Raw genomic sequence first — 19,593 nt, forward strand, 5'->3', positions numbered from 1 at the left:
ACTCAACCAGCTTGATTTAACAAAATAAATGATAGATGTTGAGAAATTATAACACAAATTAACATATCTTAAAACGACAAATTATGGTAAAGTAAGCCGTTTTGATGTTGAGTTATTTGGAAATTTTTCATGCAAATCCTACTTGCCAATCCCCGTGGCTTTTGTGCTGGTGTCGACCGTGCCATTGCCATTGTCAATGAAGCCTTACGCCGTTTTAATCCGCCCATCTATGTCCGCCATGAAGTCGTCCACAACAAATTTGTGGTCGAAGACTTGGCTCGCCGTGGGGCGGTGTTTGTCGAAGAGCTTGACGAAGTACCTGATGGGGCGATTGTGATTTTCTCCGCTCATGGCGTATCCAAGGCGGTCGAAGATGAAGCGACACGCCGAGATTTGACTGTGTTTGATGCCACTTGCCCTTTGGTTACCAAAGTGCATATCGAGGTTGGCAAATTTGCCAAAGGCGGTATGGACGCCATTCTCATCGGACACGCAGGACACCCCGAAGTCGAAGGCACGATGGGGCGGTTTGACACCAGTTTTGGCGGTCGCATTCATCTGGTCGAAGATGTGGATGACGTGGCGAATTTGGATTTTGGGGCGGACAAAGAGCTTGCCTTTGTCACGCAGACCACTTTATCCATGGACGACACCGCTCAAGTCATCGATGCCCTAAAAGACAAATTCCCCCAAATCAACGCTCCAAGAAAAGATGACATTTGCTATGCCACTCAAAACCGCCAAGATGCGGTGAAATCTTTGGCAAAAGAATGTGAGATTGTACTGGTGGTCGGCTCACCCAACTCATCGAACTCCAACCGTCTAAGAGAGCTTGCCGAACGACTCGGAGCAAAGGCGTATCTCATTGATAACGCTTCTCAGATGGATAGGGCGTGGTTTGATGGCGTGGATCGTGTGGGTGTTACCGCAGGTGCGTCTGCCCCCGAAGTGCTCATCAAAGAAGTGCTAGACACCCTACAAGACTGGGGGGCGGATACACCAACCGAGCTGTCGGGCATCGAAGAGAATGTTACCTTTTCTCTACCAAAGAGCTTACGATAATCATCAGGGTTTGTCATCAACCAGTCATAAACGAAACATCTATTTACAATTTATCAAGCAAAATGGCGAAAAATGGTTGTTCCTGCTTCTTAATTGAGCTACACTAAACCTGTAACCCGCCACTAATTTTAATTAAGACAGGTACAACCATGACTCGCCAAACCGCTCATCATCAAGCCACTCATTGCACTCGCCCTGCCATCATGACCGTCATTCATGGCAACAGGACACGCACCATCAGTAACGACATGATTGTCCAAACCCTAGCCAAATTAACCACGCCCATCACGCATGCAACGCCCAAACGACAGGTGGCATAAGGGTTTTATTCTACTCTTTTAGTAACAGTTTTTCAAACACCAACAGTTCCTGCTCCAACAATTGGGTCAGCTGTTCAATGTGTGGCAAGGCACTTTGGCAAGCGGTAATGCCAAAATCTATCTTGTCTTGATAATTGGTCAGCGTGATGTTCAAAGCTTGCCCATCTAGTAGCACCGATGCAGGGAAAATCCCCGTTAGTCTCGCCCCATTTAGATACATGGGGGTGTTATCTCCCGGTACATTTGAGATGATGAGATTAAAGGCTTGGCGGGTCGGCATCACGCCCGTGCTTAGATTGGCAAATGCCATGCCATAAGCAAGCAAGCTATAATTAATGACCTGTGCCTGATTCATGCGAGAAAATCGTTGTTTGCCATCATCCACGCTTGCCTTGATGCTCAAAAGACGCTCGGCAGGGTTGGATTTGTGCGTGGCAAGATTGGTGAGAATGAACGAGAGCTGATTGCCCATGGCACTTTTATCACGGCGAAGCGATATCGGCACAAAGGCAATGAGTGGCTTGGCAGGCAAGGCATCTTGGGCAAGTAGATATTCACGCAACGCCCCTGCACAGATGGCAAGCAGGACATCATTGGTCGTCGCCCCAAAATGCTCGGCAATCTTTGCAAATCGCCCTTTTTCAAATGAGACGAACGCCAGCTGGCGTGAACTGCTGATTTTTTGGTTTAAGATGGACTTGGGGGCATCAAAGGTGCTGGTGAAATGTGGATTTTTTTCCCCGAAGTGATTTTTGATACTATTAACCAACTCTCGCCCCACAGGATAGATAGTGGCAAGCTGTTCTTTGATGATTTTTAGGGGCGGTTTGTGAATGGGTAAGATGGTGTTGATTTGACTGCGGTATTTGGTGGATAACGACCAAAACGGGGCGGTCATCTTCTCTGTTTTGGATGCTGAGAGCGACATTTGAAGCAGTCGCATGGCGGCAATGCCATCTGTCATCGCATGATGAATTTTTAAAAATAACGCAAAGCGAGCATTGCCACCGTCATGAGCAGGGGCAAGCCCATCGATGAGATGAAATTCCCACAACGGCTTGGCTCTGTCCAACATCAGCCCATGCTCTCGTGAGATATAGTTGGTCAGCTCTTTGGTGCCACCAGGTTTGGGTAGGGCAACATGGCGAAAATGATGATTGACATCAAAATCCCCATCTCTCTCCCAAAACAGCCCCTTGCTTAGCACTTGATTAAAAGGAAAGCTCGGCTTGGTGCGAGTTACTTCAATATCTGCCACCAACTTTGCCAAAAAATCATCGCCCGCCCCGTCAGGCAACTCAAAAATACACAAACCCGAAACGTGCATCGGCTCCTTGCGAGTTTCAAGCATCAAAAATACATGGTCAATGGCATTTAAAGCACGCACGTGTTGTCCTTAATTGATAAAATATGTTTTTAAAAGTGGATAAAAATGACAGGTTAATGACATCAAAAAAGGTAATTAGTATAACAAATTTTTGTAAAAAATTTTATCAATCCATGACTATTTTTAAAAATTTTTTCAATAAAAAAGAGCGAAACACTTAGGCTCGCTCTTTTGGTTGATATGACTTATTTACTTTCAAGCTGTGGCACGGCATTACCACCTGATAATCCGAGCAGTCCTGCACCTGCATAAATGCCGAGTTTGGCACGGGTGTCTGAAATGTCAAGATTACGCATGGTCAGCTGTCCGATACGGTCGGTTGCGGTAAAACTTGCGTCTTCCACTTTTTCCATAGACAGGCGTTCAGGCTCATAAGTGAGATTCGGCGACTTGGTGTCTAGGATAGAGTAGTCGTTGCCACGGCGAAGTTCTAGCACCACTTCGCCCGTAATGGCTTTGGCAACCCAACGCTGTGCGGTCTCACGGAGCATTAGGGCTTGACTGTCAAACCAACGACCTTGATAGAGCAAGCGACCCAAACGCAGTCCGTTAATGCGGTACTGCTCAATGGTGTCTTCGTTGTGAATGCCTGTAACCAAGCGTTCGTAAGCGATGTGCAAGAGAGCCATGCCAGGGGCTTCATAGATACCACGGGATTTGGCTTCGATGATACGGTTTTCAATCTGGTCGGTCATGCCCAAGCCATGTCGTCCGCCAATTTCGTTGGCTTTTAGCATGAGTGCCACAGGGTCGTCAAATTTTTCGCCATTTAACGCCACAGGATTGCCTTCAAAAAACTCCACCGTAACGGTCTCAGGCTTAATCTCCACGCTTTCGTCCCAGTAGCGTACACCCATGATAGGCTCAACGATTTTGTGGCTGGCGTTCAAAAATTCCAAATCTTTGGCTTCATGTGTCGCCCCAAGCATATTTGAATCGGTAGAATACGCTTTTTCTTTGCTCATTTTGTAGTCAAAGCCGTTATCAATTAAGAACTGACTCATCTCAGCCCGTCCGCCAAGCTCATCAATAAAGGTCTCATCTAGCCAAGGCTTATAAATTCTAAGCCTAGGATTGGTCAGTAGCCCATAACGATAAAAACGCTCAATGTCGTTGCCTTTATAGGTTGAGCCGTCCCCCCAAATGTCCACACCGTCGTCGCTCATGGCGGTTACAAGCATCGTGCCTGTTACCGCACGCCCGAGCGGGGTGGTATTAAAATACGGCATACCACCTGTCGTGATGTGAAACGCTCCGCACTGAATGGCACAAATGCCTTCACGAGCAAGCTGGGTACGGCAATCAATCAAGCGAGCCTTCTCTGCCCCGTATTGCATGGCTTTGGCAGGGATTGAGTCGTAGTCGGACTCATCGGGTTGCCCCAAATTGGCGGTATAAGCATAAGGCATTGCCCCTTTTTGCTTAATCCACAAAATGGCGGCGGACGTATCCAAACCGCCCGAGAATGCAATCCCCACCTTTTCGCCAACAGGCAAAGATTCTAAAATGGTGCTACTCATATCAACTCCGATTTTCATAAAATAAAAGAATGTAATTTAAAAAATTATAACACTTTTGGCAAATCTTAGGGTAAAAATTTTAAAAATTTGGCAAATTTTCACAAAAATAGGCGAAAAATTTTTAAAAATTTGCTAAACTAATAAATTTTAAAATAGTCATCATTTTTAAAATTGATAACCCAGTCATCATAAAGCCATGATTACCCTAAAACCATGATAACCCTAAAAATAGACACCACCGCCCAAACCCTGACCGTATTTGATGATGATAAGCTCATCAAAACTCTGCCTGTCTCCACCGCCAAAAATGGCACAGGGCAATTTGAAAATACAGGTTGTACGCCACTTGGCAAACATATCATTAACAACAAAATCGGGGGCGAATACCCCAAAAATGCCGTCTTTGTCGGACGGGTGTTTACAGGCGAGATATATGATGATGAGTTGGGGCAAACCAACCCTGATAGGGACTGGATTTTAAGTCGGATTTTGTGGCTAAAAGGTGTGGAGAAAGGCTATAATTTGGGCAAAACCGCAGACGGTACGGTGTGCGACACCCACGCCCGATATATCTATATTCATGGCACACCCGATACCGAGCCTATGGGCGTGCCGATGTCGCATGGCTGTATCCGTATGAGAAATGATGATGTGGTGTGGCTGTATGATATGGTTGATGTGGGGACACAAGTTTTAATCATTTAGCCTATTTGTCAAAAATATTTTCATCTTTTAAAAAGGCAATTTATGAGATATTTATTACTAATTCCTATTATCACATTAACTGCTTGCGTAAATACCCCTTATCAATCCAATAATAAAATAGAGCAAATCACACAAACCGTCCAGTCGGATGTTTTTATTATTTATTTTGACAAAGATAAAAAAGACAATTTATTAACACACATCAATCATCATCACGATGAAATTATTTATTTATATCAAAATATGAATGCCGTGGCGGTAAAAATCACGGCAACTGATTTGGACAAACAAATACAATCTTATCAAGCGATTGACGGTGTTTTACAAATCACCAAAAACCAAACCATGCAATTACATTAAATTTAAAACATAAAAAGGGCAATTATGAATTTACAAAAAGTTGATTTAAACCTGATTGTTTATCTAGACGTATTACTGCGTGAAAAAAACGTTACCCGTGCCGCCGAACAGCTTGGCATTACTCAGCCTGCGATGAGTAATATTTTACGCAGGTTGCGTTCACTGTTTAATGACCCCTTGCTCGTGCGGTCGTCCGAAGGCATGACCCCCACCGAGCGAGCGAGCGAGTTACAGCCACGCATTCGTGAGATACTCTCGGACGTGGGGACGCTGTTGGAGCCACGCACCGAGTTTCGTCCGTATAGCACGTCTCGGGTGTTTCGGATTATGACATCGGACTATGCCGAAGCCACGCTTGTGCCACGCCTTGTCAAAGCCCTTAGAAGCGAAGCCCCGAACGTGATTTTGGACTTTTTGACCCCATCCGATGTGTCGTATCGAGACATGGAGCAGGGGCGAGTGGATTTGGCGATTAATCGTTTTAATGAGATACCGCAGAGTTTTCATCAGGTGCTGGTATGGCGTGATACGTTTAGTTGTCTGCTGTCGGCAGAGTCGCCCCATTTGCACCGTTTTAACCTAAAAAATTACCTAAAAGCTCAGCACGTCTGGGTATCCAAAACGGGCATGGGCGTGGGTTTTGGGGTCAATCCTGAAAAATCAGGCGGTCTAGGTTCCATCGACCAAGCCTTACAGCGACTGGGACAAAAACGCCAAATCAGCGTGTTTACCCGTCATTATCAAATGCCTGCCATGCTCACCGCCAACAAAGATTTGATTGCCACGCTACCCACTCGTGTGGCAAACCTACAAGCCCAAAATAATCCACAAATCGTGGTCAAAGAACCGCCATTTTTCATTCCAGAATTTGAGCTTAAAATGGCGTGGTCACCCCTACTACAACACCACCCTGCTCATAAATGGCTAAGACAGCTTATCATTCATGTGGCACGGCAGATTATGGCGGAAGAAGACGCCAAACTGCGTCAATAAAACAACCATTGAAGCTGTTGTATTATTTTTAGAATTTTAGAAATTAGGGTACGCCGCCTTTGATATCTCCTTGAAAACGAGCAATTTTTCTCATTTTTATGGCAAATACAAAAAGCAGGCACGCCCTAGTGTATGAAATAAAGGCAAAAAAAATCCCCAAGTCAGGGGAGACTTAGGGGATTAAACTGGAAAAACCAGTTAAAAATGGCGCAGCGGACGGGACTCGAACCCGCGACCCCCGGCGTGACAGGCCGGTATTCTAACCAACTGAACTACCGCTGCTAAGGTCACTAATCTTTTTTAACCATAAAAGATTTAAAATGGTGGGCGGTAACGGATTCGAACCGCTGACCCTCTGCTTGTAAGGCAGACGCTCTACCAACTGAGCTAACCGCCCGAACTTAACTTACTTAACTCTTTAAACAAATAATTTAAACCATGTTTATTTGTTATGTATGTCGTTCGTTGTGGTGCGTATTATATAGATTTTTTGGTGGGTGTCAAATGGTTTTTTGAGAAATTTTAAATAAAATTTATAAACCATTGAAATTTATAAAATTATTTTTTTAAAACTATTTTATAAAATTCTCCCACCCGTTCTTACCAAACGCCCCGAACATACTGCTCCACTTCATGCAGTCGCTCCATCGTGCCGACATCGACCCATTTGTCACTCAGTATCTCGCCACTGACACGCCCGCCTACCATCGCCGAACGCAATAGCGGTGCCAGTGGTGCTATCTCGCCCATACCCACGCCCGCCACCATCTGTGGCGACATCACGCTAATGCCAGCAAAGGTGTGGTTATTACCATCATCGCTCTTTAGTCCGACCCTGCCCGACCCCCCTACCGACATCTGTGTCAAAGCAAAATCGCCCGTGGGGTTATGCTCGGGATTGGCGGTCAGCATCAGATGAGCCAGATGATTGCCAAGGCTGTGATGAGCCAGCCCATCAAACGCAAACTCACTCCACACATCGCCATTAATGAGCAAAAATGGCTCATCTCTTAGCTTTCCATGAGCCAGTGCATAGCGAATGCCCCCTGCCGTCTCCAAAGGCTCGGGCAGGACACTCTCATCGGATATGTGAATATTCACACCAAAATCACGATCTTGAAAAAAGTCAATAATCACACCACCCAAATAACCGACATTTAGAGTAATATCGGTAATGCCTGCCTGTTTTAGGCGTTCGATGTGCCACACTATCAAGGGCTTTTGTGCCACCATCACAAGGGGCTTGGGCGTGGTCAGGGTCAAAGGACGCATTCTGGTGCCTTTGCCTGCCGATAAAATCATGGCTTGGGTTATCATGGTTTGCCTTTTATAAATATACCCTATTCTCAACTTTATGTAAGCGATTGCTTTATCAAGGGCGAATTGCAATTCGCCCCTACACCCAAAAATGGTTATTGAATAATCAACAAATTACCATTTTAAGTTGAGAATGAAGTTTTTATACAATAATTGAGACTTTTAAATTAATTAACTCAAATAAAATTAAGTATATTAATTTAAAATTAAAAATATCAAAATGAAAATAGGACAATTTATCATATCATCATCCTACTTTCATTTATTTATTCTAATACAAAGACCTGATTATAAGCAGGTAGGATTTTTTGCTGAATGAATTCATTAAAAGCGGTATAAACATCATCATCGCCCTGTTCACTTAGCCAGTTAAGCTCATGGCACAAATCATTCATCACTTTGGGGATGTTTTGCAAATAACGCTCTTTACCATCTCGCTGATACAAGCGAATAAAAATCCCCAATACTTTTAGATGTCGCTGTACGCCCATGATATTGACATTTTTGGTAAAGTCATGCAAAGTCATGTTGGGATTTTTTAATTCATAAAAGACCCCAATCTGCTCATTCACCCACGTCTCATCCACATCAATGTACGCATCTCGCACCAGACTCACTAAATCATAAGTATCCGCCCCAATCACCGCATCTTGAAAATCAATCACGCCCAGCTCATCGGACGCTTTATCTTGCATGAGATTGCGACTGTGATAATCGCGATGAACGATGACTTTGGGCTGACTTTGGACATCAGTGATGACTTGTTTTTTTAGTCGCTCCCATAATAACTCATCATCGGCTGTAAATACCACATTAATATACGGCAAGAACCACTGACTAAATAAATCCATCTCATCATTTAATTTCTCATCGCTATATGCTGGCAAATCAACATTAATATCCAAACCCTGCAATTTAATTAATGTCTCATAGGCTTTTTGATAATAGCGAGCCATATTTGCTTTATCATCTTTGATTAAATGGGCAAATTCGGTCGTGCCAAAGTCTTGTAATAATAAAAAACCCTTGGGGATATCTTGGGTGATGATGTCAGGCACATTCACCGCTTCACTCATGATACCTGCCACCAACACAAATTCGGTCACGCTCTCTTTGTCAGGCGGAGCGTCCATCAAAAGATAGGTCATCTCGTCTTTATCGTGTTCGCTTGCCACCTTAAAATGAATGCGATGATAACGGCGAAAACTGGCATCCCCTGCCAAGCTCTCTACTGTAAAACCAGCGGTTAGGTGATTGTTTAAAAAATTCATCATCTCATCATGGCGAGTCATGGTGTGCCCTTATGGTTAAAATCGTTAATTTAAATGACTTAGTTAAACGATTTGGTTAAATGGTTAAGTAGGTGCCATAGTTTAGCGGATTTTTGGGCGTTACACCAGTCATTTTCGGTGTATTATTTTTTACTGGCAAATTTTATAAGAAATGATAAAAACTAGGGCGTACCTACCTTTGGTATTTGCAATGAAAAATAGGAAAAATCGCCCGTTTTTCAAGGAAAAATAGGAAAAATCGCCCGTTTTTCAAGGAAAAGTCCGCAGTTGATATTGAAATATCAACAAGGATTTTGACTTCGAGCCACAATCCGACCACTTAATTTTAAAAATCAAGTTAAAATCTTAAAAATTCACACGATTAAGTGGTCGGATAGCCATTTTTCATGCAAAAATGGATTGAAATCACTAAATTTCATCATATTTTCATTAAAAATGTTATCAAGGGTAGGTACGCCCTATTAATTTTAAATCAAAAATAGGGTAAAATAACCAACTTTAACCACATTTAAAAATCACCCTAAGTCAATTCAGGTAACATCATGACACGTGGACAGGCAACGCAGAACAAACAGGACAGACAAAAACAGGATTTTTTTGGCAAAAAGCACGAATTAACCATCTGTGTCGGCATGGCATTGTTTGGCGTATTGCCCACCCTAAGTCACGCCCAAAGTTTTGTGACATCTGATGACATCACACGCCCAAACTCCAACAGCACGATGAGCTATACGCCCACGCCTGCCACCGTTCAAGCAGTCGCAGGGACAAAGGTAGAGATTAATACAACCGATGACGGTTTGGGATTTGTCGCTAGCACCAATGACACCCAAACTGCCCATTCTGCCCCCACCATCATTCAGCCCAAGCCTGCTCATCTGTCTCATCATACCGTCACTTCGCACAGTTCCCAATACAGCCCCGAATACAGTACACAGGACAACCCACCGCTTGATGACAGCCCATATCTTGATAATAACCCATATCTTGATAAAAAATTGGCAGGCAATAACAAACAGGGCAACAAATCAAATAATAACTCAAAACCCACATCATTTGTCACATCAGATGTTCATGGCATTCATGACGCCCATAACAGACAAATCATTTCAAATAGCAAAGGCGGTCAAAACACGACATTTATCAGCAGTGAGAACATCAGCCAAGACCATCATGCCAACACACAAAAAAGCCAAAGCCTTGCCAAACTTGCCCAATATTATCACGCCAAGCCAAGCACAGGCGGACACGTGGCACGCTGTGAAGGGGTGTGGGTACAGCCCAAGCGAGAGAGCCTAAGCCAAAGTCTAGGCTATCGGGGACATGGTGATGATAACGATACTTTCTACGCCCAAGCCGACTACGGCTACTATGACAATAAAGACTACGCCGAGCTTGCTGGCAATGTCATCATCGAACAAAACGGTCAGCAAATCGTCGCTGACAAGCTCATCTATCAGCCCAGCACAGGGCAAATGCGTGCCACAGGGCAAGTGCTGTTTAGTGATGACCGACCGCCCAGCACTGGCGGTAGCAAGGTAAGCGGTGCAGGGATTATCGGGGTTGCCGATAACTTATACTATGCCGATGACGGCAGGACCGCCACCGCTCATGATGTCGCTTTTGCCAGCACCACCATGAACGCCCACGGGCATGCCCACACCCTAAACAAAGTCGGCGACAACCAATACCACATGCAGGACGTCATGTTCTCCACCTGCCCGCCAACCGAACGCAAATGGCATTTGGACGCCAGTAGCATTGACATCGATAATGACACAGGGCGTGGCGTGGCAAAAAACAGCACGCTAAGAATCGGTAACGTGCCTGTCTTTTATTTGCCATATTTTAACTTTCCCATTGATGACAGACGTGCCAGTGGCTTTTTGTTGCCGACGGCAGGGTTTGGTTCGGACAGTTTTGAGATTAGCACACCCTATTACCTAAACCTTGCCCCCAACTATGATGCCACCATCACGCCCACAGTGTTTAGTAGCAAAAACCCCATGCTCACGGGCGAGTTTCGCTACCTGACACAGTACGTCGGGGCGGGCGTATTGCGTGGCTCTTTTTTGCCCGATGACCGCAAATATAATGGCGAAGACCGCAAAAGCCTGTTTTATGACCACTATTGGCAGTCCAAACGCCACCCCCATCTGTCCGCCTACGCTCATTATCGCTACGTCTCGGACAGCAGTTATCTTAATGACTTTGACACGCTTGGCATCGAAGGCAACCCACTTAACCTACCACGCAACATCGGAGCAAGCTATTATAATGACTATATCAGTGCCGATTTGCGAGCTGAGACCTTTCAGACATTGCATGGCACAAATAACGACGGCACGACCATCTTAGACAAAGACAAGCCCTACTCACGCCTGCCCCAGTTGTCAGTGCATTACCGCTTGCCAAAACTTGTCAATGAATTTGACGTGCTAAACCGCCTAAAAGTAGAAGGGATTCACAACTCTGCCTATTTTAAAAAATCCATCAAAGACAACTCCGATACGGAAAAATCAGGCTTTCGCATGTACAACCAGCTCTCAGCAAGCTATCCGATGACTCGCTCATGGGGCTATGCCACGCCATCGCTTGCCTTGACACATCTGTATACATCTTATGATGAAGACAGCCTTATCGGACAAAATCTCACCGAAGACGAAGGCACTTATTCGGTGTTCGCCCCTAGGATTGGGTTGGATACGGGGCTGTTTTTTGAAAAGGCGGGCTCCCCCTTTGGGCTATATGACGACAGCTTGGGTGGTCATCAAGTCATCATGCCACGCCTAAAATACACCTACACCCCCTACAAAGACCAAAGCAACATCCCCAACTTCGAGACCGCCATCGGGCAGGTTAGTTACGACCGCCTGCTGTCTGATTCGTGGCTCTTAGGCTATGACCGCATTGGCGACTTGCACGCCATCACCCCCGCCCTGCATTATCGCTATGTGGATGGGTCAGGTCTGACTCGCTTTGACGGGGGCATTGCCGAGCAGATTTATTTGGATGACATTCGTGTGGGCGTGGATGACAGTCAAACCTTTACAGGTAGTACATCAGGGCTGGCATGGCGAGCTTCTGCTCAGCCGACGGATAACTTTTGGGTAGAAGCTGGCGGGGCATTCACCCCCAACTATGACCTAAGTGCCATCGTCGCTCAGCTACGTTATCAACCCAGTGACAACCAACTGTACAACTTTGGTGTCATCGAACGTAAAGATAATCCTGCCACCGGTCAGCTTGCCCTATCGGCTTATACCGCATCCGCTGTCTTTCCCATCAACAACCGCTGGCGTGTCATGACCCAAGCCCAATACGACCACAAAAACGACCGCCTGCTCGATGCCTTGGTTGGGGTCAATTACGAAGACTGCTGTTATGGGTTGTCAGTCTATGCTCGCCGTTATCGTAACGACCTAAACCCCGAAGCAGGTGCGGACAATGCTGTCATGGCAGAGATTCGCCTAAATGGCATTACCAGTGGCGGTAAGCTAAACCGTCTGATGTCTGATAAAGTCTTGGGTTATGACACTGTCAATCGAGCATGGCAACAAGATTATTAATTTATTTAAATCATAGCATTTGACGAGATGATGATGAAATGCTAAACTGATTTGGTTTATTTACAATTTTATAGGAACAACAATGAAACACCCCCTTATTCAATCCCTACTTACCATCAGTCTAAGCCTAGGCATGGCAACGGTCGCCACCGCCAATACCCCCAGCGTGACAAGCAGTGCCGATGGTATTTTGGCACAGGTCAATGATGAAATCATCCTAAAAAGCGAGTTCATCACCGCCAGTCAAGCCATGGCTCGTGAATACCGTGACAGGGGCATCGCTCTATCTAATGCCGAAACCCAAAACCTTGCCATGGACGCCCTTATCACACGCAAATTACAGCTTGGACTGGTGAATCGTGCAGGGTTTAGCCCCAATGAAAATGCGGTCAATCGTGAACTGCTCGCCATCGCCAACAAAGAAGGGTTTGACAACCTAGCAGATTTTCAACGCTCGCTTGATGGCAAGCAAGCAGGCAGTTATGCCGAACTTCGTCGTCAAGTCATCGAAGATGCCAGCCTTGTGGCATTATGGCAAGCCCAAGTCCGTCCACGCATTAACATCAGCGAGCAGGAAGTTAATGCCTTTTTAAACTCTCCCGAAGGACAACAAATTCCTGCCGAACAGGTGCTTATCCCCGAGTGGCAGACCAGTCATATTTTGGTTAAAGTTGATGGCACCCAAAGTGATGCCATGGCACAACAAAAAATCAACGCCCTATACAGCGAGCTACAAAAAGGGGCGGACTTTGGGGCGATGGCAGCCACTTATTCTGATGACACAGGCTCTGCCACCCAAAACGGTCGCTTAGGCTGGGTCACTGACGGGCAGATGGTGGCAGAGTTTGAAGCGATGATGAAAAATACCGTCGCTGGTGATTTTTCCACCCCATTTCGCACGCAGTTTGGCTGGCACATCCTAAAAGTGGAGAACACTCGCCAACGAGACATGAGTAATGAAGCACGCAAAGACAAGGCTCGTGAGATACTGTTTAGCCGTCAAGCCCCCCAAGCCGAAGAAGACTGGGTGGATGAACTAAAAGCTGGGGCTTATATCAAGATTTTTGAATAATTTTACAAATATCAAAAGACGGCTTAATGGTCGTCTTTTTTATCATCCGCTTTTAGCATTCTGCTTTTCCAAACAACTCGATTCCCACCAAAAACCATCCATCAATCACATAAACAACACCGTTTATCAATAATTTTTCATAAAACTACTCCTATTGTAAAATTTTTAGTATAATTCTATGTTAATTTTTATTAATTCAGACCATTGATTTTATCAACCAATAACCCATCTCTTGGAACTTAAGGATATTCTATGAATCACATTTATCGAGTTGTTTTTAACCACGCCACAGGCGTTTATCAATGCGTGTCAGAATTTGCCAAAGCCCATGGCAAAACCAAGTCGGTTAAGTCGCTAAGTGTGGCAGTCGGTCTATTGATGGGTGGACAGGCATTGGCGGCAGATATTGAATTTAATGATGCAAAGACACACACATTTGACCAAGCCATTGCTTTAAATGCGATGTATTAATCGGTAATGACACCACAATCACTGTCAATAACAACAAACAAATCCAATTTGGCTCGCCCAATACTGCCGGTGAAGACAAACCAACCACAGCAAACATCAGCAACAGCACGCTTAATTCAGGCGGTATCGTCATTGCCAATACTCAGCAGGCAACAGTCAATATTGATAACAGCAAGCTAAACCTGACAGGTGCTTCTGCCATTGGCGTACAGAAGTCGGGGATTGCCAATATTAGTAATAACACCAAAATCACCACAACGGGCGTAACTTCAATTGGTTATGAAGCCGAAGGTAAAATGAACTTAACTGGCAGTGAAATTGATGCAACCAATAACAATATTAATATCGGCGAACGTGCAACGGGGGAGTTAAACCTAAAAGACAAAGCCAAAATTACCGCAGGCGAAGTCTTAGTAGGTATTCAAACCAATCACATTGGCACATTAACCTTGGACGACAGTCAGATAGACACCAGAGACATTGCCATTGGTGATGACGGAGTGGCAATTGTTACACTGACAAATGGTAGTAGTATTAACACCAGCGAGCACATGCATTTTGGTCGCCGAGAAAATGGGCGGGCAACCATTAATGTCACAAACAGTAGCCTGTCAGGGGGTAATGAGCTCAATGTTGGTCAAAAAGGCGTTGCTACACTGAACGCCAAAGACAGCAAAATCGCTTCAAATAAATGGCTAAGAGTTGGGCTAGAAGAAAATTCATCAGGAACAGTTGTTTTGGACAATAGCACCATGAATGCTACTGATGAAATTATTGTTGGTTGGGATGGTGCAGGTGATGTTACCCTCAACAATAAATCATCAATTTCAAGCAAAGGTATCGCAATTGGGCTTAGTAAAGGTGCGGGCAAAATCACCCTAAACGACGACGCAAAATTAACCGTCAGCAACATCTTGCAAGTCGGAGGTGAGAGCAAAGGAGAGCTTATCGTCAATGGAAGTGACTCTAAAAACATTGTTGTCACCGCTGATATAGTTATTGTCGGCACATCTGCCAATAGCGACAGTATGATTACCGCCAACAACAAAACAACTTTTCAAGTCAATGGTGACATGATTATTGGGGCGGGCAGTAAAGGGACAGTAACCCTAAATAAAAACTCCCCATATTCACATGGTGTCGGTCACACCTATGTAAAAGGCAAAGTATATTTGGGCGGTTTTGAAAACCTCGACCCAACCCTAAACACCATTAATGGTACGGGCTCTCTTATTTTGATAGACAGTACATTGCGCGCAGATGAGATTGTTGTTGGAAATGTCGGCAAAGGTATTCTTCAGGTGGAATCAAAAGATGTCGGTAACCACTGGTCAGGTCTTTATACCAATCAAATCAGTCGGGGTACCAATGCCACACAATCTGACGTCTTTATCAATGGTGCAGAACTTAGCATCACCGAAAATCAGCCTAACTTATTTGCCAATTTTACCAAAAATGACAAAATTGAAATCGGTAATCGTGGTGTTCACATCAATACAGGATCCTATTTAAGCAGTCAGTCACAACCCACAGATGTCATCATCAACCCAAATGCTGTAATAACAGGCGATGTGGGTCGTTTTGGTTATCGTGCAAATGAAGATGACATATCAGGCGGTTTTATACATTTTGGTACTGGCACGCTTGAGATTGCTGAAAGCTCCAAAAAATTTACAGGGGACATTGGCTCATTTGCTGGCACACTCAAAATCAACGGCAACTACACTATGAATGGTGAAAATCTCATCATCGGGATCTTGGATACCAATGATAATAATGTCATTGATGATAACGAACATGGTAAAGTTGTGGTGACAGGTACTGCCGATATTAGCAATGGCAACCTAAACGTCTATGCCCAAGACCTTATCAAACCACTCATTACAGGCAATAATCCCACTGCTGAATATAAAGATGTGCTAACAGCGGATACATTAAAAGGCAAATTTAAAGACGTGCAGATATTTGACATGAATGGTGATAAGATTGACACCAGACTGGGAGCGGATTATTCCGATGCCAATAAAGTACATCTAAAAATCCAACCTGAAAACACCACGTCCGTAGTACCGCCAACGCCAACGCCAACGCCAACGCCAACGCCAACGCCAACGCCAACGCCAACGCCAACGCCAAACATTGTCGGCACTTTTGAAAATGCTGTCAATAGCCAAAATAAAAATTCTTTATTAAATTTGGCACAGGTATTGGACACGCATAAAGACACCAATACCAACCCACTGGGACTGGCATTGACACTGGGTGCAAGCGGTCTTGATAATGCCAAGCTCACCCAAGGAGCATCTGAGCTTGCTCCGCTCATGCATGGCTCTACCGCTCATGTTATCGCCAATGCCCAAGACTACGCTTTTGGAGCGATACATGCTCGCCACCTAGACCGTTCACGTTCTGTATGGGCAAAAGCGATTGGCACGCAGGGCAAATTACAAGAAAATGAGCTTTTGGACTATGACACCACAGACATCGGAGCGATTGTGGGAGCAGACACAGCGGTGGGTCGTGGCAATATCGGCTTAGCACTGTCTTACATTCATAGTGACGTGGACAGCCGTGGCAATGCTCGTCATGACGCCACCGTCAAATCCACCCAAGTACTAGGCTATGGTGACTACGACATCAATGACAGAGTTTCTGTTCATGCCACCGTGGGCGTGGGGCGAGCGGACATTGACGGCAAACGCCACATCAGCACGCTCACCGCAGGCAACACCGCCACTGCCACTGCTGACTACACCGCAGACACCGCCCAAGCAGGTTTTGAGATTCGTCATCGCTTTGGTACAGACACACGCCGCATCACGCCATTTATTGGCATGAAATACACACATGTCTCATCAGACGGCTACACCGAAACAGGAGCAGGCGTGTACAATCTGGCAGTACAAAAGGCAAGTTTCAATGAAATTAGCCAAAACTTCGGTATTCGCTTACAACAAGCAATCAGCCCACGTACAACCATTACAGGCGAACTGTCAGGGTCGGTTTATGGTGGCGAACGTACGCCCATTACAGCAAGTTTTGTCAATGCCGATGACAGTGCCTTCACCTTAAACGGTCAGGAGCTTGGACGCACGGCGGGTAATGTCGGTCTTGGCATGACCTACAAGCCCACAACCAACACCACCTTGTCGCTTGGCTATCAAGGTCAATGGCGTAAGAACTATGACAATCAAGGGGCTGCACTAGGCTTTGAGATGAAGTTTTGATCAACACAAACACAAAAAGCTGTCACAATGACAGCTTTTTTATGCCCCATTCTCAACTTTATACAGCTAACAAATTTGAATTTTACCACGGAAACCGTAGCAATTTTTCATTTTGTAGAGTGTATAAATGCCTAATTTATCAAGGGTAAATTATGGTAAATTACCCCCAATTTGCACCAATTCTACATTTTGAAAATTTTTTGTAGGGGCTGACTGTATACGCCCTTTATTGGTGCTATTTATAAGACGTACAGAGATAAGCTCTTACGTCCACACATCATTGAGTTTGTGGTAATTTTAAAGTTGCTTGGGTGTAAATAATCCATCATGCTTTTATTTTATTAACACGCATAAAAAAGACCTTACATGAAGGTCTTTTTGTTGAGTCAATGATTTATCATTCGACAGGGTTTTGTGACAGTGAACGTACATAAGCTGCAAGTAACATGATACGCTCGTTACCTAGCTTGGTTTGCCACTCGGGCATCACGCCAGCACGACCATGACGAATGGTTGTTTGTACCGATTCACGATCACCGCCAAATAGCCAAATATCATCAGTCAAGTTAGGTGCACCAAATGCAGTTAGACCTTTAGCGTCAGCACCATGGCATAGCACACAGTTGGCCTCAAAGATGGGCTTACCTTGTGCCACCAATGATTGATTAAGCTCACCATTATCTACCCCAGAGCCATGTCCGCTAGCGATAGACAGTACGTATTCAGCAGCAGCACGAACACCAGACTCGCCCAGTTGTTTCTGCCACGCCGCCATTGCACCGACACGACCATTATGAATGGTTAGCAATATTTCATCTGCATTACCACCATGGAGCCAGTCATCGTCCGTTAGATCAGGATAACCTGTTGCACCTTTGGCGTTGAGACCATGACACAGAGCACAGTTTTGTAAGAACAGACGGTTACCCACTTTTTGGGCTTCTGGGTCACTTGATAGCTTATCTACATAAGGAGCAAGCAGTTTAACCTGCTCATCGATTTTGGCTTGCAAGTCTGAATCAGGCTCAGCATTTTTGCGTTGCTCAGCTTGTAGCTCAGACAACTTTGCCAGTACAGGTACAGCATCAGTTGCACCAGCCGCCGCCAAGATGTTTTGTTCAAAGTTTTCAGTAAAAACTTTATTGTTGGCTTGTAGTTGGCTATTTAGCTCGTTCTCTGATGTCCAAGGCACTTGTTGACCATCAACTTCTACGGTTGTGATGCCTTTCCAACTATTTGGCTGGATTGAAGGGTATAATACAAAATATCCTAGACCCCAAGCCAAAGTCCCAAAGAACACCACAAGCCACCATTTTGGCAAGGGCTTATCATATTCACGAATGCCGTCGTATGAATGTCCTGTCGTCTCATCTTCTTCTAGCACTGGCTTGGTTTTTAGAGTCCAAACAAGCACCCCAAAAATGAAAGCCCAACAAGCCAGCGAAAAGATGGTAATCCAAGAACTCCAAAAAAAGCTCATTGTATATCCTTAGTGCGTTGTGATGACGACTCTTCTAATTGGTGATCATCTAACGCAAGTTGTGCGTCTTCTTCAAAGCGTTTTTTGTTTTTTGGTGAGTATGCCCACCACGCCACACCGATGAAAGCAATAAATGCCCCCACCGTTGCGATACTATGTAAAACGCCCCAATTCATTAGCGTTGACCCTGCATGGCGATACCAAGCTGTTGCAGGTAAGCGACCAATGCATCAAGCTCGGTTGCCCCCTGTACTTGGTCGGGCGCCGCTTCAATATCAGATTCGGTATAAGGCAAGCCAAAACGGTCTTTAAAGATACGCATTTTTGCTTGAATCTTCTTACCATCCACCTCATTCTTGGCAAGCCAAGGATAGGCGGGCATGACTGATGCAGGCACTACCGCACGTGGGTCAATCAAATGGTCAATGTGCCATTGGTCAGAATAACGACCGCCAACACGAGCAAGATCAGGACCAGTACGCTTAGAACCCCATAAGAATGGGTGATCCCATGTAGACTCTGCGGCACGGCTATAAGGTCCATAACGCTCAACTTCGGCACGAAGAGGACGAATCATCTGAGTATGGCAGACGTGACAACCTTCACGGATATAAATGTCACGACCTTCTAATTCTAATGCTGTCCATGGACGCATGTTGGGAAGTGGCTTATTCACACCGCCTTGCTCTGGTGTATTTTGGTCAAAAAGCAATGGATAAATCTCAACCAAAGTTGCAAAGCTAATCGCAATCACAATAAAAACAACGAGTAAGCCGGTATTTTTTTCAACAATTTCATGTGTAATGTTAGACATGGCT

The 19,593-nt window shown here is 45.0% G+C and carries 16 protein-coding genes and 2 tRNA genes; 9 read left to right on the forward strand and 9 right to left on the reverse strand.

Going from position 1 to position 19,593, the window contains the following annotated elements:
* Positions 1 to 129 precede the first annotated feature (129 nt).
* Together ispH and IM753_RS00835 are read left to right on the forward strand one after the other, a co-directional pair.
* The gene (gene ispH, locus IM753_RS00830; RefSeq protein WP_065256462.1) at positions 130 to 1,062 is read left to right on the forward strand and encodes a 4-hydroxy-3-methylbut-2-enyl diphosphate reductase; all 933 of its coding nucleotides are present in this window, start codon (positions 130 to 132) and stop codon (positions 1,060 to 1,062) included.
* Positions 1,063 to 1,211: 149 nt separating this feature from the next.
* Positions 1,212 to 1,382: a hypothetical protein gene (locus IM753_RS00835; protein WP_156065173.1), complete on the forward strand. Its 171-nt coding sequence runs from the start codon at positions 1,212 to 1,214 to the stop codon at positions 1,380 to 1,382.
* Positions 1,383 to 1,392: 10 nt separating this feature from the next.
* On the opposite strand, the gene IM753_RS00840 is transcribed toward IM753_RS00835, so the two are convergent.
* Positions 1,393 to 2,769, reverse strand: coding sequence for a wax ester/triacylglycerol synthase family O-acyltransferase (locus IM753_RS00840; protein WP_065256463.1), 1,377 nt, complete (start codon positions 2,767 to 2,769; stop codon positions 1,393 to 1,395).
* Positions 2,770 to 2,954: 185 nt separating this feature from the next.
* Entirely contained in the window at positions 2,955 to 4,289 is a 1,335-nt protein-coding gene (gene argG, locus IM753_RS00845; protein WP_065256464.1) for an argininosuccinate synthase, read from the reverse strand.
* Positions 4,290 to 4,502: 213 nt separating this feature from the next.
* On the opposite strand from argG, the gene IM753_RS00850 reads away from it, so the two are divergent.
* The 3 genes from IM753_RS00850 to IM753_RS00860 are packed head-to-tail and all read left to right on the forward strand — an operon-like array spanning position 4,503 to position 6,347.
* Entirely contained in the window at positions 4,503 to 4,994 is a 492-nt protein-coding gene (locus IM753_RS00850) for a L,D-transpeptidase (protein WP_065256465.1), read from the forward strand.
* A 42-nt stretch (positions 4,995 to 5,036) separates the two neighbouring features.
* Positions 5,037 to 5,354, forward strand: coding sequence for a hypothetical protein (locus IM753_RS00855; RefSeq protein WP_065256466.1), 318 nt, complete (start codon positions 5,037 to 5,039; stop codon positions 5,352 to 5,354).
* A 24-nt stretch (positions 5,355 to 5,378) separates the two neighbouring features.
* A complete protein-coding gene (locus tag IM753_RS00860; RefSeq protein ID WP_194092595.1) occupies positions 5,379 to 6,347 on the forward strand; it encodes a LysR family transcriptional regulator in 969 nt (322 codons plus the stop codon).
* A 205-nt stretch (positions 6,348 to 6,552) separates the two neighbouring features.
* Here the strand turns inward: IM753_RS00860 and IM753_RS00865 are convergent.
* The 4 genes from IM753_RS00865 to IM753_RS00880 all read right to left on the reverse strand — a co-directional run bounded on the left by IM753_RS00865 (position 6,553) and on the right by IM753_RS00880 (position 8,956).
* Positions 6,553 to 6,629: transfer RNA gene (locus IM753_RS00865), tRNA-Asp, on the reverse strand.
* A gap of 39 nt (positions 6,630 to 6,668) precedes the next feature.
* Positions 6,669 to 6,744: transfer RNA gene (locus IM753_RS00870), tRNA-Val, on the reverse strand.
* Between the two features lie 203 nt (positions 6,745 to 6,947).
* Complete coding sequence (locus IM753_RS00875) at positions 6,948 to 7,664, reverse strand: nucleotidyltransferase family protein (protein ID WP_065256468.1); 717 nt, start codon at positions 7,662 to 7,664, stop codon at positions 6,948 to 6,950.
* A 266-nt stretch (positions 7,665 to 7,930) separates the two neighbouring features.
* A complete protein-coding gene (locus tag IM753_RS00880; RefSeq protein WP_194108430.1) occupies positions 7,931 to 8,956 on the reverse strand; it encodes an aminoglycoside phosphotransferase family protein in 1,026 nt (341 codons plus the stop codon).
* A gap of 542 nt (positions 8,957 to 9,498) precedes the next feature.
* Here IM753_RS00880 and IM753_RS00885 point away from each other — a divergent pair.
* From IM753_RS00885 to IM753_RS00900, 4 genes are all read left to right on the forward strand, one after another.
* Positions 9,499 to 12,525, forward strand: coding sequence for an LPS-assembly protein LptD (locus IM753_RS00885; protein WP_227713031.1), 3,027 nt, complete (start codon positions 9,499 to 9,501; stop codon positions 12,523 to 12,525).
* Between the two features lie 82 nt (positions 12,526 to 12,607).
* Positions 12,608 to 13,597: a peptidylprolyl isomerase gene (locus tag IM753_RS00890; protein ID WP_194108431.1), complete on the forward strand. Its 990-nt coding sequence runs from the start codon at positions 12,608 to 12,610 to the stop codon at positions 13,595 to 13,597.
* A 252-nt stretch (positions 13,598 to 13,849) separates the two neighbouring features.
* Positions 13,850 to 14,068: an ESPR domain-containing protein gene (locus IM753_RS00895; RefSeq protein WP_194108432.1), complete on the forward strand. Its 219-nt coding sequence runs from the start codon at positions 13,850 to 13,852 to the stop codon at positions 14,066 to 14,068.
* A 296-nt stretch (positions 14,069 to 14,364) separates the two neighbouring features.
* Positions 14,365 to 17,295, forward strand: coding sequence for an autotransporter outer membrane beta-barrel domain-containing protein (locus tag IM753_RS00900; RefSeq protein WP_194108433.1), 2,931 nt, complete (start codon positions 14,365 to 14,367; stop codon positions 17,293 to 17,295).
* Positions 17,296 to 17,692: 397 nt separating this feature from the next.
* On the opposite strand, the gene ccoP is transcribed toward IM753_RS00900, so the two are convergent.
* Genes ccoP through ccoO form a run of 3 tightly spaced genes read right to left on the reverse strand, consistent with a single transcriptional unit; the run spans position 17,693 to position 19,589 of the window.
* Complete coding sequence (ccoP, locus tag IM753_RS00905; protein WP_065256474.1) at positions 17,693 to 18,775, reverse strand: cytochrome-c oxidase, cbb3-type subunit III; 1,083 nt, start codon at positions 18,773 to 18,775, stop codon at positions 17,693 to 17,695.
* Positions 18,772 to 18,951 carry a CcoQ/FixQ family Cbb3-type cytochrome c oxidase assembly chaperone gene (locus IM753_RS00910; RefSeq protein ID WP_062500079.1) on the reverse strand — a complete coding sequence of 60 codons (180 nt, stop codon included), beginning with the start codon at positions 18,949 to 18,951 and terminating at the stop codon, positions 18,772 to 18,774. The genes ccoP and IM753_RS00910 overlap by 4 nt, the downstream gene beginning before the upstream one ends.
* Entirely contained in the window at positions 18,951 to 19,589 is a 639-nt protein-coding gene (gene ccoO / locus IM753_RS00915) for a cytochrome-c oxidase, cbb3-type subunit II (RefSeq protein ID WP_062500077.1), read from the reverse strand. Before ccoO ends, IM753_RS00910 begins: the two co-directional genes overlap by 1 nt.
* Between the last annotated feature and the right edge of the window lie 4 nt (positions 19,590 to 19,593).

Source organism: Moraxella sp. K127 (genome assembly GCF_015223095.1).
Classification (GTDB): Bacteria; Pseudomonadota; Gammaproteobacteria; order Pseudomonadales; family Moraxellaceae; genus Moraxella.